The organism is Antarcticimicrobium sp., from assembly GCF_029212575.1.
Classification (GTDB): domain Bacteria; phylum Pseudomonadota; class Alphaproteobacteria; order Rhodobacterales; family Rhodobacteraceae; genus Antarcticimicrobium.
Genome location: NZ_JARGPK010000048.1, coordinates 24,433 through 37,543 on the forward strand (window position 1 = coordinate 24,433; position 13,111 = coordinate 37,543).

The window sequence follows — 13,111 nt, forward strand, 5'->3', positions numbered from 1 at the left end:
GACAACCGCGCCGGGCAGCACACGCAGCTGACCGCCGAGACGACCGACCAGGTCCCAGACCTGCCAGCCTTCAAAGGTGGTGGGTCGGTTCAGCCGCGCCGGGCAGGTTTCGCACGTCGCTTCGCACGCGTCGCAGTATCTCTCGCCCCCGCCGAAGGACCATTCGGCAAGGGCGCAGAGCCGTTTTTTTCCTGGTCCAGGAGCAGGCCTTTGGAAACATAGGTCAACTGGAAGGCCTCAAAAATTGGCCAGATGTCGAGAAGCGCGTCGACGGCCTCGGGACTGGAGTCGATCGCGTTGCCGTCTGCATCGCCGATGCCCTCCCAGGAGAGAACTGCCCGCCGTGCCAGCGCCTTGGCGAAGGCTACAGCGCGTTCCTCGTCAGACGCCTCCTCAGGGACCGCCTCCACTGCGGCATCGCTGCGCGTTGCAACCATCAGCGCCGTGGTTAGTGGACGCAGCTGCACCCGGACGCCCGGCGCGAGGTCGTGCCAGCGGGGTGCATTCGTCAGATCGAGCGTCAGCATCAGTAAATCTCCACATCATTCACGAGGGTGGCGGTGCACATCCGGCCGACGGTGCTGTCGCGGGCGGCCTGCCAATCGAAGGTCGCCTGCACGCCCTGCGGCCCGGAAATCTCGATCCGGGGGCGCGGCAGGTAGACGGCGTGCACGGTGAAGGTGAAGCTCTCGCCGGAAGGCAGTACATAGGCGAACTCGAGCTCGCAGGGATTGCCATTAATCGCCTGTGTCACCAGCGTCTGGTCGGCGAAGCGCACCTCAATGGAGCCAGTCAGCGCGGCAATAGACGGGTCTGCCCCATCGATGCGGCCGTCCGAACGGATGGTTTCGATGCGGTCGAGGTTGTTGGCATAGGTGATGTCGGCCGAGACAACATTGCCGAGCGCCGATCCGTTGCGCGTGATCGCCCCGTTGAAATGGCCGAAGCGCTGCAATTCGAGAGCGGCAGGCGTGCCCGCACCGGTGGTCGTTCCGACCGTCTCACCCTGCGCGACCAGCCGCGCGGTCGCGGTCAAAAGGCCAGATCGCTGCATTTGCCAGTTGATCTGGTCGAGTACGCAGCCGGAATACATCGCAAAACGCGGGATCTCGGGCATGCCGGTCTCGATCGACATGCTGGGCAGCGTCCACGCGCCCGACTGAAACTCGTGCGTCCAGGGACCGGTGCCGGTCGTAGTCGGGTCGCCAAAGGCCGCCTTCAGCCAGAACCCGAAGGCCTCAGCGTCGAGCGGCACGACGACATCGCCGTCCGCCGTCACCGCATCCTTGATGGGCGCCAGCGGATCGCGGCCGTAACCCAAAAGTTCCGAATTGAGCAGCGGCTGCTCCGCGCCGAGCGAAGTGCTGGCGAAGGGCATTTTCGTAAAACCGCCCACGGGGGGCGTTCCATAGGTCGTCTCAAACGCAAGCGCCATCTGCGCCCGTGCCCCTTGGGCTCGTGCCATGTTCTTCTCCTTGGATTGTCGGGATCAGGCCAGCGGGTCGGCCGTTGAATAGTGCAGCACCACCGAAACGACGGCCGCCTTCAAGCTGGCCGCGCCCTCGACCGGCAAATCGACCGGTCGCGGCGCTTCCCCTTCGACCCAGTCGCAGAGGCCGCCCAGCGTGCGGTCGGCGGCGATGGCCGTGCCGATGCTGGCGCTCAGCGTGGCGAAGGCGGCGTCACGGGCGGTGCCTTGAACGACCGCTTCGATCTCGGCACGGTGCTGGTAGTGATAGCGCAGCGGCGACAGCGTGACCTCGGGCTCGCCCGGTTCGCCGTCGCGCAGGATCAGCAGGCCATCGGCTGGAACGCGTTCAGGCAGCACCTCGCCGCGCAGGGCGGTGGCGGGCAACGTCGAGAGCCGCGCGTGCAGCGCGGTGAGGATGGTTTCGCGATGGGTGGGCATTGTTTTTATCCAAGAGCAGAACCGCTGGGGATCTGCTTTACCTGAAAGTCTATCCAGCGCCTAATGCCTAAGATCGCACGGAGATTTCAGAGAGGTGTCTAAGGCAATGACAAACATGACTTTTCGACGTTATACAAATTTGGCTGCAGCCATTCATCTATTAAAGAAGCGCAAGATTACGCTGCTTGATCCCTCAACTTGGGATGACAGGAATGACGCGTTCTTTATGTCAGAATACAAGCAGCGCACGAGTTCAGCCTCGGTATTGGCGCTCTGCTTCGCTGAAAGCCATGAGACCTATCACCACTGGAGGGTCTTTTCGCACGGCTCAGATGGTGTGTGCATCGAATTCGACAAGGAGCAAATCCTTAAGGCATTCGACCGTGATCAAAGCATCCGGCACGGAACCATGAATTATACGCTTTTGAAGCAGGCGAAAAAGATGGCCGATATTGATGTCGAGCAGCTTCCTTTTCTCAAAAGGTGGCCCTACGGCGATGAGGCCGAGTATCGCGTCGTTTGCGTCGACCGCGATGTTTCAAAGCCCTTTCATGACGTTCCCATTAGCTTGAATCATATCAGACGCATAACTTTGAGCCCTTGGTTGGCAACCGCACTCTCGGATTCTGTGAAGTCGATCCTGAAGTCGATTGATGGTTGTTCGAAGATAAAGATTTACCGGTCGACCCTGATCGACAATCCTGACTGGAAGAAACTGGCTGGCAGGGCTACGCCAGTGTTACCCGACAACCCGTGATAGTTGCGTACAACTAGCGATTTGCGAAGTCCTCCACCCATTTCGCCACGATCAGCCCCGGAACGCGGTCCAACGCTCGGTCCGCATCCCGCGCGAGATTGAGCCGCTTCGGCAGCTTGACCTGCGGCACCAGAAGGAAGATCGGCGCGGTGACCTTTCCGCGCCCAGTCTTTGATCGGGAGACCACCGCCTGACCCTTGGTGTTCAGCCGACTTTCTGCCACCAGCAGGCTTGGACCCGTCCGGCGATAGACGAACCGCAGGCGCAGGCCACGTCGACGCTCCCATTCGCCGGGGGTGATCCGCCCGCCGCGCGTGGACTTGCCCGCAGCGGGCAATGGGATCGCCAGCCAGAACCCATCCTTCGATCGGATCAGCGGCCCAGTGTCATGCGCTCCAATGATGACCGGGGCCTTGGACCAGACCAGCGCAGCGGCATCCAGGCTCTCGCCCGACCTCGGGAAGTTCTGGTTACGGATCGAGTTGGCAAGCTGTCGCCCTAGTCCCGCGCCAGTAATCTGCGTGCGCCAAGCAGTCTTCAGCCCGGTCCCGGCCTCGCGCATTGCGGCCGTCACCGCGCGTTCGCCCGCCGCGACCTCTGCCGCCATCATGGCCACAATGTCCGGATCGATGTCGAGCTTGAGCTTCACGCGGGCCTCAGATCAACGGTCCAGACCAACCGTTCCCGGTCGCGCACAGGCTCGCCCTGAAAGAGGAAGGCGTCGCCATCGATTTCCAAGCGGTCACCCGGGCGCGGGGCCGGAACCTCAGCCACACGCAGATCGATCCGGGTCGTTTCCGACCAAAGCCGTGCGTCACCGAAGTCGGTAATCGCATCAGCCTGACGGGAGACGATGCGCACCAGCGTGGGCGCGCCGCCATCGGAGGTGTAGACCGCCTCTCGCCCGATGTTCGGGTCGGCGAACAACAAGTCGACGGCGGCGTCGAAGACAGACATCAAGTTCGCCGGGCGCTGCGCAGAACCTGCGGGCGGGTGCAGATCGGCAGCGGGTTGCTCTCGATCTCAAGCCGCACCCATTCGTCGCGATCCCGGTCAGGGATGGTGCGCGCATAAAGCGGCAAACCGAGCGTGTTGACCGTCTCGAACGTATCGGCGGGTGCGTGGTAGATCTCGAACAACCCCTCCACCCCTTCGGGGTAGAAGAAGGCCTTGTCGGTCGGCACACCAAAGCCCGCCCCACCTCGGTAGCGACGGAATGTAATACCGCCAAAGCTGACCTCGTCAGCAACCCGGCCGCGAAGATCAGCAGCGGCGGCCGTGTTGAGATAGGTCTCGCGCACCTCCTTATGGGCGATAAGATCAGCAAAGAAAGCTGAGCCACATTCGGCACGGACCTGCACGGCCCCGGCCGCGAGCCCGCCCATGCTGTCCTCGACATCCTCGATCAGCGCCTGGCAGCGTTTGCGCAGCGCGCCGGAACCCGGTGTCGCATTGTCGAGATCAAAGTCGATCTCGGTGGCGGGCGTGATGGCGAACTCGGTGAAGTAGTTGATCACCGTGGCGCTGTCCTTGGGATCCTTCACGATCCCCTGGATTCCGTTTAGCAGGTGATATTCGAACGTCGCCTCCGCATCTTGGCGCAAACGGGCAAGCTTGCGGGCGACCTCGCTTTGCACCTGCTGGGTCGCACTTTCCGAGCCGAAATCACGGATGCCCTGGATTTCCGAAGCCCAGAGCACGTCCTGCTTCTTGAACTGGCGGCACACGAAGGCGCGCATGTCGCGACGCTCTGGCACCTGCTGCTCGGCCGCCGAGCCGCGTTCGGAGAACGGGATCAGCGACAGCGTGCCGTCCCGGCTCTCGATCACGACGGTGCGCGAGCGCACGCCGCGCGGCGAGAACAGGCTGGCACCCGACAGGATCGCGGGCTTGAAGGGGATGTTTTCCAGTGCACGGGTAAGCTCGATGATGGTGAAGGCATCGCCTTCGAAGATATCCATGGTGGTCATGGGAATGCCTCCTTTGAGGGTTTGATCAGCGGACGAGGATGCCGACCGCCAGCAGCGCTGCATGGGCGGCGGTGATCTCGCCCTCGCTGGGGGTGCCGACAAAAACGAGATCGTGGCGATTGACGACGGCGGGGCCGCGGACCAGCGCGACGGCGGGCACGTCCCCGCCCGCGGCGTCGGCCTTGCCCCAGAGCACCGCCACGGCGGTTTCAGTACCGTCGACGGCGGCGGGATCATGGGCCGCGTATTTGCCCGAAGCCGTGATCTTGCCCAGCACGGTGCCCGGATTGAGCGTACCGGACGCGACGGTGACGGTTTCGCGGGTGTAGTCGCGGAAGGCTTCCCAAACGAGGAAGCCTCCGGGATGCGTGGTCTCCGTGAGCGTGGTCAATAGTTATCCTTTCAGTTTGAAGGTACGGGCGACGATCTCGCCCCATGGGCGGGCCGTCGTGCTGCGGCCCGGTTGTGCGTGATGGGCCGTGATTTCGGGTTCGGCCTCGGACCTCAAAGCCAGAAGGGCCATGCGGACGTCGTCGAGACTGGCGTCCTGTTCGAGGAACCGCCCCGCCATCTGCGGCTGGCCTGCGAGGCGGCAAAGATCGACGACAGCGCGGGCATGGGTGATCGCCTCGGCGCGGATCGCGACGGGATCGGGTGGTGCGACACCCGGAGCCGGGGCCGGATCCGAAGGGCTGGGCATGTCGTCGGTGAAACCATGCCCTTCCGGCTCGACAGGCGCATCGTCGCTGCCCGCCTCTCCAGTGCCGTCGGCAGGTTCGACATCGCCGTCCACGACACTGTCGATTTCTTGGTGCATGTTGATGCCTGTCTCTGGATTACCTTCGGCCGGAACGCCCTCTGCCTCGGTCGGAACACCCTCCTGGCCAGTAGCTTCCACTGCCTCGACAAGGTCGGGCGGCGCGTTGCGGAATCGACCGATGTCGAAGCGTGCGGCCATCCTCACCGGGTCCGCCAATCGATCCGCGAAGCCCGCCGCCACCGCATCACCTGCATCGAACCAGGTCTCAGCGGCCATCAGCGCTTTAATCTCGTCATCGGATTTGCCGGATTTGGCGGCATATCCCCGGACGAGGCTGCCCGCGATCTTGTCGAGCGCCTCGGCCATTGCGCGCATGTCGCCCGCCGTGCCCATTGCCAACCCCGACGGGTCGTGGATCATCAGGAACGCATTTTCCGGCATGACAATCTCGTCGCCCGCCATCGCGATATAGGACGCGGCCGAGGCGGCAATACCGTCGATCCAGACCGTGACCGTGCCCGCGTGCCGCTTCAGCGCATTGTAGATCGCCACGGCATCGAAGACTGACCCGCCCGGGCTGTTCAGCCGCAGATCGACCGGCGTCCCGTCGGGCAGTGCGCCGAGTTCGGCAAGGAACCCCTTCGCCGAGACCCCATAGGCACCGATCTCGTCATAGATCGCCACTTCCGCACCTGTTCCCAGGGCGCGGATCGCATACCAGCTTGTCATATTGTCACTCCTGTTCGGTGGCGGGATCGGTGGAAGCGGATCCGTCGCCTGTGTCGTCGCCTGTGCCATCTCCAGGATCAGGCCGCGCGGCGGGCGTTGCTCGCGCGCCCTGTGTCTCGCCGGGGCTCGCGCGGTAGCTCAACCCCAGATCGGCAACGCGTTTGGCATCTGCCGCATTTTCGCGGTCCACTTCCTCGACGTCATAGCCGGTGGCCTCGACCACCTTCCGGCGCGAGGTGATGCCCGCTTCCATGGCCAGCACTTGCGCCTGGATGTCCTTCAGCGGGTCGACCCAATCCCAGCGTGGCGGGATCCATTGCACCGGCCGCGCGACGGCGGGATTGCCGATATCCAGCGCCCCCGACAACACGGCCGTCTCAAGCCAGCGCCGCCAGATCGGCCGACACAGCTGGTGCGCCATCACCCCATGCTGCAGCTGGCCGATGCGTCGCCGGAACTCGACCAGCTCTGCCCGCAAGCTCGAATAGTTCGCCTGGCGCACATCCCCGGTTACAAGGTGGTACGGCAGCCCCAGCGAGGCTGATACCGACAAGAGCGTCCGGTATTGAAACGCCTCATAGCCGCCACCCACATCGGCCGGGCTCGAGAACTTCACATCCTCGCCCGGCAGCAGAACCTGCATCGTGCCCGGCTCCAGGCTGGCGATGGCCGCCCCATCGAGATCGGCTTCGGACTCGCCCATCATCGGGTCTTCCGGCGCGGTCTTGGTGATGAACCCCGCAAACATCGCCGCCGTCTTCTTCCGGTCGAGCTCGGCGTCGTCGTACTGGTCCAGCAGAAACAGCCGCACCATGGCCGGTGCTACATGCGGCAAGCCCCGGATCTGGCCCGCATCGATGGGTCGGTAGACGTGCAGTACGTCGGCGGCTGGCACGCGGACCGTTTCCGGGATTACCGCGCCCTGATCGGTGCTGTCGCCCGGATGGCGACGGCGGAAGTGATAGGCCACGCGGCGGCCGACGGCGTCAAACTCGATGCCGCAGCGGATACGATTGCCATTTGCCGCGGTCTCGGTCTTCTCGAACGGCAGCATCTCCGACTGCAGCAGCTGCAGTTGCAGCGGTACGAGAAGGCTGTCCTCGGCGCGGCGGGGGCGCAGACGCACGAAGCACTCGCCCGCGACGAACATTTCCCGCGCGACCATGGCCTGCAGGCCGTAGAAATCGGTCAGCCCGTCGGCATCCGCCTCATCCGTCCATGCGAGCCACAACCGCTGAACGCTGTCACGCAAGGCCGCATCCGCGATCAGCGACGATGGCTTGATCCCATCGCCGACCAGGTTTGACGCAAATGCCTCGCAGGCATTGGCAGCATAGCCGTTCGTGACGACCAGTTCCCGCGACCGCGCCAGCAAACGAGGGCCACCCGAGGCGACCAGCGAATTGATGTTCTCTAGCGGCGGGTTCCAGCCCCGCAAGCGCCGCTTGGCCATAGCGCCCTCCAGACGCGCGGACACGGCAGCGGGGCCGCCGGGATCCCGGCGGCGAAAGTGATCGAACAGCCCCATGGATCAAAGACCCTTCGTCGTCGTGACACGCACCTGCCGAACGATCCGTCGTCCCTCTGCAGCCGCAATCTCGCGGTCAAGCGCCTCGATGGCCCGGTCGATTTCCACGACGCTGCGATAGTCCACCGTCTTTCCGTCGTAGCTGATGCGCGCCACGCCAGAGGAACGCTGAACAGCCAGGGTCTCGCGGCGGGCACGGAGTTCCGTCAATGTCGGCATCTGAATTGACCTGACTTGGGAATATGTTTCATTGAGCCAACCGAATCCCGAGTGAGGGCAAAACCATGACCCCGACCGAAATCATGCGCGATCTCGCGCGCGACGACATTTTTCCGAAAACCGCCATGGCCGAAGCAGGCACCCGGCGCGAAGAAATGGCGCCAGTCTTCATCGATCTCGTAACCCGCCTCGCACATCAGCGTATCCCGGCGATGAAAGACGCTGATCTGATGGCTTTTATTCCGATCTTCCACATGCTGGGCGAATGGCAGGATCCTCGTGCCTATCGCCCTTTGGTTCAGATGCTCCGTCGTCCAACCAAGGTCATCGACCATCTCCTCGGGGACGCTGTCACCGAAACGAGCTTTCGCGTCATCGCCGGAACATTCGACGGTGACCTGCAGCCCGTGTTCGACGCGATCGAGGACAGGAAGGCTGACGAATTCGCGCGGTCATCGCTGATGAGCGCCCTCGTCTTGATCGCGCAACTGCACCCCGCTCAAAGCCACATGATCGAGGATTACTTCCGGACCTTTCGCCAGCGCTGCCCCAAGGCACCCACGGACGTCCTGACCGGCTGGATGGACGCCATTGCCGCCCTCGGGCTCGAGGACATGTCCGAGCCCGTGCGCGAGGCTTTCGACCAGGGCCTGATCCCGAAAGAGTATTGCGACTTCGGGCATTTCCTTGAGGATCTGGAGGCCACCCTCAACGAAGGTGTTTCCCCCGCAAACCGTCGTTACCAGAAAGCCCTGATCACCAATGCCATCGATGAGTTGTCGAAATGGCACTGTTATACCGATGCGTTTCTCATCCAGCAGAAGACCCGCAAAGTTGACAACGCCTTGCGCGTGGCCCCCTGGACAGAGGCCCTCACAAAGACACCTGACAAACTTGGCCGCAACGATCCCTGTCCCTGCGGCAGCGGCAAGAAGTTCAAGAAATGCTGCCTGCACTGAACCGGCCCGGCCAACATGACCCTGCGTTTCCAGCCCCTTCACCTCATGTAACTTGAGCGCACGGTTCGCCGCTGCGGTCCCGCGCGCCGAGAAGTGGGCGTGGTGTTTCCCGCCCCGTCCTCAGCCATGTCCTCCGCCGTGATCCCGACCTGTGCTTCCAGATCAGTCCACCGCGCATCGGACCAACGGTCAGCACCCAATATCCAAGCGGCTGCGCGGGCATAGACCCGACAATCCAGAGCTTCATTGCGTTCGCGCAGCTTCTGCCATTCGAGTCGGGCGAAGCCGCGTTTGGTGCGCACCGTGACCAGTTGTTCGGCCGTGAATTGCTTCAACCACTCGCCGTCCGCCCAGTTTGGCAGATGGATGGTTCCGGGCGGGCAAAGATGCCCAGCCTCGATTTCCTCCCGCGTCGGGCGGTCCTGGCGCAAATAGCGATAGGTCTCGGTCTTGAAGGTCGAGGTGGCGACCGTCCAAAGCCGCGCCCCGCGCCGCAGCCGTTTGCCTGCGATGGTCGCGTCCACATACGTCGGGCCAGTGACCGGGCTCGAGCGGTTGAAGCCTTCAACGCCTTTGACCGGTGCCACCTGCGCGAAGCCGACCTGTCGCGACCAGGCATAAACAGCACTTGTCTCGTAGCCGGTATCGATCGCCAGCCGTGCCAAGGTCATCGGCTGACTGGAGGCATGCTCCCAGGTCTGACCAAGCAAATTGGCCAGCTGCTGCCAGCACGCCGGGTCGCCGGGCCCGCCCTCAATGACCCGGTGATCGATCAGCCAGCTCTCCAGCCCGCGGCCCCAGGCCCAGACATCGACCTCGATGCGATCCTTTTGAACGTCGGCCCCGGCTGTCAGGAACAAGCCGCGCTCCGGAACAGTCCCTCCGTCCCAGGTCTCGCGCTGGTCCGCCAAGCGCTGCCAGTCGGGCGCTTCACCGGTTTCGACCCACGTCTCGCCGAGGATCGTGTTGCGAAACGCCTTGATCGCCTCGTCCGACCCTTGGGCCGCGTCCCATGCCCGCACGATCCGCTCCCAGCTCAGCCAACCGATCGGCGAATAGAGCGCCGAGAGGTGATAGCCGACGGTGCCAGGATCGGCGGCCGTCGCAGTCGCGCGCCATTCGCCAGCGTTCAGCATCGCCGTCTTGTGGTGTTCCGCGATGGTCGTTTCGCAGCCCTCGCAATGATATTCCGCCGTTTCCGGACGACCCTTCTGCCAGCGCAGTCGCTCGAACTTCAGCCACTGTTCCTGACCGCAATGCGGGCACGGCACGAAGAACCGCCGCTGGTCGCTGGCATCATATTCGCGCTCAATCCTGCTCAGTCCCCGGATTGTCGGGGTGGAGACCAGGAAGACCTTGCGGCGATGGGCGAATGTCAGCGACCGCGCTTCGGCCAGCGTGACGGGATCGCCTTCATCGTCGGCGGATGCTGGATAGGCATCAACCTCATCGAGAAAGATGTAGCGCGCCGGGGTCGAGCGCAGCCCAACGGCCGAGTTAGCCCCGGTCATGATCAGGATGCCGCCCGCGAATTCCTTCGACAGCATGGTGTTGCCCGCGTCGCGCGAACGGGCGGGTTTGACCCGTTCCCGCAGTTGCGGGCTCTCGTCGATCAGCAGGTCGATCCGCTGCCTTGAGTTTCGTTTCGCCAATTCCACCGTCGGCTGGACCGCGAGCATTGGCCCCGGCGCCTGGTGGATGGCGAAGCCGATCCAGTTGTTGCCTGCCTCGGTCGCGCCGACCTGCGCCGCCTTCATGAAGACGATCCGCTGCGTTGGATCGCCGGGCGACAGCCGGTCCATGATTTCGCCCATGTAGGGCGTGCGCGCCGTTCGATACCGACCCGGCTCAGCCGAGGCGCGGCCGGAAAGCATCCGGTGTCGATCCGCCCATTCCGACACGGTCAGGTCCGCATCCGGCGTGAGGCCCGCACCCCAGGCGCGCAGGATCTCTGCCGCGCCGTCGAAATCCAGCATATCGTCTGCATCACCGGAGATCGGGTTTGACCTCGGCAAGATCGTCGAGCTGGGTACGGACATGTTTCTCCAGAACCTTCTGCATCGCGGCGGTCTCGACGCCCAGATCAGCCGCCATCAGCGCGGCGGCACGGGCGGGCCAGTTGACCCAGACATCGCGTTCCTGCCGCGCCAGTCGGAAGACCAGCGACAGCGCACGGGCCCGATCGATTACCTCGCCCTTCAGCTTTTGCAGCCGGAGGCGGCGTTCCTGTGCCTTCAGCACTTCGTTCGCCGTCTTGGCCTGCAGGAACGTGGTGCCGCTGCCGATTTGTGGCGCCGCTAATCCCTGTTCACGGAGCGTTTCGCCAACTGCGGACACTGCCGCCTCCGGGACAGGTTTGAGTTTTGGCTGCGGCGCTTTTCGGGTCTTCGACGGATCGGTCGCCTCGGCGCGCAGGGCATCGCTTGCAACTGCGTCAATGCTGCCATCGCCGTACACAACCAGCCGTCCCGTCGCCTTGGCCTTCTGGATCGCCCCGCGTGAGAGACCGACGCGGGCGGCATACTGGCGCTCGCTTAGACCCTCCATTGCGTGCTCCGATTATCATTCAAAATCATGTGCTTATGTAGTTGATAAGCCTCCGCACCAGAGCGAACGTGGTCTCAAGAAAAAGATGCAACTCACCACGGAGCCGCGACGATGACCCGCCTGAACCCGATCACCACACCCCTCCACCAACTGCGCGCCGAAAAGGCGCGCCGTAACAAGGAAGCAGCGCTGAGCGCCTTCATCGGCAAGAAGGCCGAGATCGACGAGATGCTGGCGCGCTTGTCGAGCCTGAGCGAAGAGCATTTCAACGCCCACCCCGACGAGATTAACTGGGGCCATGTCGGCACCCTTGAGCACTACGCCAGCCTCCTGAAGCGCATCACCGACAGCGCCTTCAGCGAAGGCGAGCACGCGGAGTAAGCACCATGGAAACCAGCACCATCCGATTGCCGATCCGCAAGCTGCCCGATCATTTCGACCGAAGCCGTATCACCACGGTCCTCGACGAAATCGAAAGCGCCCTGATGGACGACGGCGGCGTTTACGTCCGCGCTTATGCCGACAGCATGACGATTACCATCGAGGTGCCGACTAGCCAGCTGATCGATGCGGCAAACTGCCTGAAAGACCTCGACCTGATCTGAACCGCGCGGACGCGCAGACCTGCCCCGCATGCGCGGGGCTCGTCCCGGTAGAAGGGTCGCATTCCGCGCCCCCGATGACCGGAGACAACCATGGCCAAGAATTCCACTCCCACAACAGCCGATGCTGCACCGCGCCAGACCAAGCAGCAGATCATGATCGATCTCCTGCGGCGGCCCGAAGGCGCGGGCATCGAAGAGATCACCGCCGCAACCGGATGGCAGTCGCACACGGTGCGCGGCGCAATGTCCGGCGCGCTCAAGAAAAAGCTGGGGCTCGATATCACCTCAGAAAAGATAGAGGAACGCGGACGCGTCTATCGGATCGAGCGCTGATTTCGATCCGGCGCACCGCTGAAGTCCCGACTATAAGGAAGCCGTCGCCCTGTAAGCGGCGGCTTCGTCGCTCTGACCCGGATTGTCTCAAACAGCCTCCTCAGCACATAGGACCGAACGATACTGACAACGGTAAACACCACGCCCATCTTCAGATTCTGCGCCAGCGTCGTGTGCAGCCCGAAGATCGGGAAGATCAGGATTTGTGTAGCGACGGCGACGCCGTAGCCGACGATCACATTGGCGACGGACTCGACCAGCGACATGACGCGCGACTGCTTCATGCCACCACCTCATCCATCGGCCAGCAGTTGAGCTGCAAGAGTTCGGAGCGCATGCGCGGCAACCAATGGGACCACGCCGTTGCCACAGAGGCGAAGCCGGTCCACCCGGTGGGCCAGCCCATCAGCGCCTCGACGAACAGCGGGTTCAAGGTTCGGCGCGGCTCGGAGGTATCGCTCCCAGCCATCGGTGTCACCAGGACCTGGCGGCCAAGCAGGCCGTTCACCGGCGTATTGGCAAGGCTCGTCGCCCCATCCTTGTGATCGCGTGCCGTCGGCGTCATCCACATCTGGCTGGCGCTGGTCAGGTCGGCCGATTTGCGATTGCCCGCGCTCGGCTTGTTGCCGTCCGTCGCCATCGGCGTGGGCCAATCCCGGGCCATACCGTCCAGACCCTTCTCGTGTTTCCGGGCACCGCCCCGGCTGCGGAAGCTGTCGGTCTGCGGTGTCGGCCACATCGCCGCGCTCGTTGCCAGGTTCATCCCGTGCTTGCCCGCTTCCTGCGAGGGCGTCG

The 13,111-nt window shown here is 63.6% G+C and carries 18 protein-coding genes and 1 pseudogene; 5 read left to right on the top strand and 14 right to left on the bottom strand.

Going from position 1 to position 13,111, the window contains the following annotated elements:
- Nucleotides 1-89 precede the first annotated feature (89 nt).
- The 3 genes from P1U75_RS09550 to P1U75_RS09560 are packed head-to-tail and all read right to left on the bottom strand — an operon-like array spanning nt 90 to nt 1,909.
- Entirely contained in the window at nt 90-527 is a 438-nt protein-coding gene (locus P1U75_RS09550; protein WP_300242523.1) for a hypothetical protein, read from the bottom strand.
- The gene (locus tag P1U75_RS09555; protein WP_300242525.1) at nt 527-1,465 is read right to left on the bottom strand and encodes a phage tail tube protein; all 939 of its coding nucleotides are present in this window, start codon (nt 1,463-1,465) and stop codon (nt 527-529) included. Before P1U75_RS09555 ends, P1U75_RS09550 begins: the two co-directional genes overlap by 1 nt.
- Nucleotides 1,466-1,489: 24 nt before the next feature.
- Complete coding sequence (locus tag P1U75_RS09560; RefSeq protein ID WP_300242527.1) at nt 1,490-1,909, bottom strand: acyl-CoA transferase; 420 nt, start codon at nt 1,907-1,909, stop codon at nt 1,490-1,492.
- Nucleotides 1,910-2,015: 106 nt separating this feature from the next.
- On the opposite strand from P1U75_RS09560, the gene P1U75_RS09565 reads away from it, so the two are divergent.
- Nucleotides 2,016-2,666 carry a DUF2971 domain-containing protein gene (locus P1U75_RS09565; RefSeq protein WP_300242529.1) on the top strand — a complete coding sequence of 217 codons (651 nt, stop codon included), beginning with the start codon at nt 2,016-2,018 and terminating at the stop codon, nt 2,664-2,666.
- A gap of 13 nt (nt 2,667-2,679) precedes the next feature.
- Here the strand turns inward: P1U75_RS09565 and P1U75_RS09570 are convergent, their stop codons facing one another.
- The 7 genes from P1U75_RS09570 to P1U75_RS09600 are packed head-to-tail and all read right to left on the bottom strand — an operon-like array spanning nt 2,680 to nt 7,872.
- Nucleotides 2,680-3,315 carry a DUF6441 family protein gene (locus P1U75_RS09570; protein ID WP_300242531.1) on the bottom strand — a complete coding sequence of 212 codons (636 nt, stop codon included), beginning with the start codon at nt 3,313-3,315 and terminating at the stop codon, nt 2,680-2,682.
- Complete coding sequence (locus P1U75_RS09575; protein ID WP_300242534.1) at nt 3,312-3,623, bottom strand: hypothetical protein; 312 nt, start codon at nt 3,621-3,623, stop codon at nt 3,312-3,314. Before P1U75_RS09575 ends, P1U75_RS09570 begins: the two co-directional genes overlap by 4 nt.
- Nucleotides 3,623-4,636, bottom strand: coding sequence for a major capsid protein (locus tag P1U75_RS09580; protein WP_300242536.1), 1,014 nt, complete (start codon nt 4,634-4,636; stop codon nt 3,623-3,625). Before P1U75_RS09580 ends, P1U75_RS09575 begins: the two co-directional genes overlap by 1 nt.
- Before the next feature lie 25 nt (nt 4,637-4,661).
- Nucleotides 4,662-5,027, bottom strand: a complete 366-nt coding sequence (locus P1U75_RS09585) for a head decoration protein (protein ID WP_300242538.1) — start codon at nt 5,025-5,027, stop codon at nt 4,662-4,664.
- Between the two features lie 3 nt (nt 5,028-5,030).
- On the bottom strand, nt 5,031-6,080 hold the full coding sequence (locus tag P1U75_RS09590) for a head maturation protease, ClpP-related (protein WP_300242541.1): 1,050 nt from the start codon (nt 6,078-6,080) through the stop codon (nt 5,031-5,033).
- A 49-nt stretch (nt 6,081-6,129) separates the two neighbouring features.
- Nucleotides 6,130-7,653 carry a phage portal protein gene (locus tag P1U75_RS09595; protein ID WP_300242543.1) on the bottom strand — a complete coding sequence of 508 codons (1,524 nt, stop codon included), beginning with the start codon at nt 7,651-7,653 and terminating at the stop codon, nt 6,130-6,132.
- Between the two features lie 3 nt (nt 7,654-7,656).
- Nucleotides 7,657-7,872, bottom strand: coding sequence for a hypothetical protein (locus P1U75_RS09600; protein ID WP_300242546.1), 216 nt, complete (start codon nt 7,870-7,872; stop codon nt 7,657-7,659).
- Nucleotides 7,873-7,937: 65 nt separating this feature from the next.
- Between P1U75_RS09600 and P1U75_RS09605 the strand changes: the two genes are divergently transcribed.
- Complete coding sequence (locus P1U75_RS09605; protein WP_366915012.1) at nt 7,938-8,831, top strand: DUF1186 domain-containing protein; 894 nt, start codon at nt 7,938-7,940, stop codon at nt 8,829-8,831.
- A gap of 38 nt (nt 8,832-8,869) precedes the next feature.
- Here the strand turns inward: P1U75_RS09605 and P1U75_RS09615 are convergent, their stop codons facing one another.
- Both P1U75_RS09615 and P1U75_RS09620 read right to left on the bottom strand, forming a co-directional pair.
- Nucleotides 8,870-10,870, bottom strand: a complete 2,001-nt coding sequence (locus P1U75_RS09615; protein ID WP_300242548.1) for a phage terminase large subunit family protein — start codon at nt 10,868-10,870, stop codon at nt 8,870-8,872.
- Nucleotides 10,818-11,378, bottom strand: coding sequence for a hypothetical protein (locus P1U75_RS09620; RefSeq protein ID WP_300242551.1), 561 nt, complete (start codon nt 11,376-11,378; stop codon nt 10,818-10,820). Before P1U75_RS09620 ends, P1U75_RS09615 begins: the two co-directional genes overlap by 53 nt.
- Nucleotides 11,379-11,489: 111 nt before the next feature.
- Here P1U75_RS09620 and P1U75_RS09625 point away from each other — a divergent pair, with 111 nt between their 5' ends.
- The 3 genes from P1U75_RS09625 to P1U75_RS09635 all read left to right on the top strand — a co-directional run bounded on the left by P1U75_RS09625 (nt 11,490) and on the right by P1U75_RS09635 (nt 12,316).
- Entirely contained in the window at nt 11,490-11,759 is a 270-nt protein-coding gene (locus tag P1U75_RS09625) for a hypothetical protein (protein ID WP_300242554.1), read from the top strand.
- Between the two features lie 5 nt (nt 11,760-11,764).
- Complete coding sequence (locus tag P1U75_RS09630; RefSeq protein ID WP_300242556.1) at nt 11,765-11,983, top strand: hypothetical protein; 219 nt, start codon at nt 11,765-11,767, stop codon at nt 11,981-11,983.
- 90 nt (nt 11,984-12,073) lie between these two features.
- Complete coding sequence (locus P1U75_RS09635; protein WP_366915013.1) at nt 12,074-12,316, top strand: DUF3489 domain-containing protein; 243 nt, start codon at nt 12,074-12,076, stop codon at nt 12,314-12,316.
- Nucleotides 12,317-12,387: 71 nt separating this feature from the next.
- Here P1U75_RS09635 and P1U75_RS09640 read toward each other — a convergent pair.
- A pseudogene (locus tag P1U75_RS09640) lies at nt 12,388-12,600 on the bottom strand (hypothetical protein); the annotation flags it as partial.
- Entirely contained in the window at nt 12,597-13,079 is a 483-nt protein-coding gene (locus P1U75_RS09645) for a hypothetical protein (RefSeq protein ID WP_300242697.1), read from the bottom strand. The gene P1U75_RS09645 and the pseudogene P1U75_RS09640, both read right to left, overlap by 4 nt.
- Nucleotides 13,080-13,111 lie beyond the last annotated feature (32 nt).

What these genes read in the sequence shown, in the direction of transcription:
- P1U75_RS09560 (WP_300242527.1), bottom strand. Translation starts at nt 1,909, where the DNA reads ATGCCCACCCATCGCGAAACCATCCTCACCGCGCTGCACGCGCGGCTC.
- P1U75_RS09565 (WP_300242529.1), top strand. Translation starts at nt 2,016, where the DNA reads ATGACAAACATGACTTTTCGACGTTATACAAATTTGGCTGCAGCCATT.
- P1U75_RS09555 (WP_300242525.1), bottom strand. Translation starts at nt 1,465, where the DNA reads ATGGCACGAGCCCAAGGGGCACGGGCGCAGATGGCGCTTGCGTTTGAG.
- P1U75_RS09630 (WP_300242556.1), top strand. Translation starts at nt 11,765, where the DNA reads ATGGAAACCAGCACCATCCGATTGCCGATCCGCAAGCTGCCCGATCAT.
- P1U75_RS09600 (WP_300242546.1), bottom strand. Translation starts at nt 7,872, where the DNA reads ATGCCGACATTGACGGAACTCCGTGCCCGCCGCGAGACCCTGGCTGTT.
- P1U75_RS09550 (WP_300242523.1), bottom strand. Translation starts at nt 527, where the DNA reads ATGCTGACGCTCGATCTGACGAATGCACCCCGCTGGCACGACCTCGCG.
- P1U75_RS09615 (WP_300242548.1), bottom strand. Translation starts at nt 10,870, where the DNA reads ATGTCCGTACCCAGCTCGACGATCTTGCCGAGGTCAAACCCGATCTCC.
- P1U75_RS09595 (WP_300242543.1), bottom strand. Translation starts at nt 7,653, where the DNA reads ATGGGGCTGTTCGATCACTTTCGCCGCCGGGATCCCGGCGGCCCCGCT.
- P1U75_RS09635 (WP_366915013.1), top strand. Translation starts at nt 12,074, where the DNA reads ATGGCCAAGAATTCCACTCCCACAACAGCCGATGCTGCACCGCGCCAG.
- P1U75_RS09645 (WP_300242697.1), bottom strand. Translation starts at nt 13,079, where the DNA reads ATGAACCTGGCAACGAGCGCGGCGATGTGGCCGACACCGCAGACCGAC.
- P1U75_RS09605 (WP_366915012.1), top strand. Translation starts at nt 7,938, where the DNA reads ATGACCCCGACCGAAATCATGCGCGATCTCGCGCGCGACGACATTTTT.
- P1U75_RS09575 (WP_300242534.1), bottom strand. Translation starts at nt 3,623, where the DNA reads ATGTCTGTCTTCGACGCCGCCGTCGACTTGTTGTTCGCCGACCCGAAC.
- P1U75_RS09625 (WP_300242554.1), top strand. Translation starts at nt 11,490, where the DNA reads ATGACCCGCCTGAACCCGATCACCACACCCCTCCACCAACTGCGCGCC.
- P1U75_RS09620 (WP_300242551.1), bottom strand. Translation starts at nt 11,378, where the DNA reads ATGGAGGGTCTAAGCGAGCGCCAGTATGCCGCCCGCGTCGGTCTCTCA.
- P1U75_RS09580 (WP_300242536.1), bottom strand. Translation starts at nt 4,636, where the DNA reads ATGACCACCATGGATATCTTCGAAGGCGATGCCTTCACCATCATCGAG.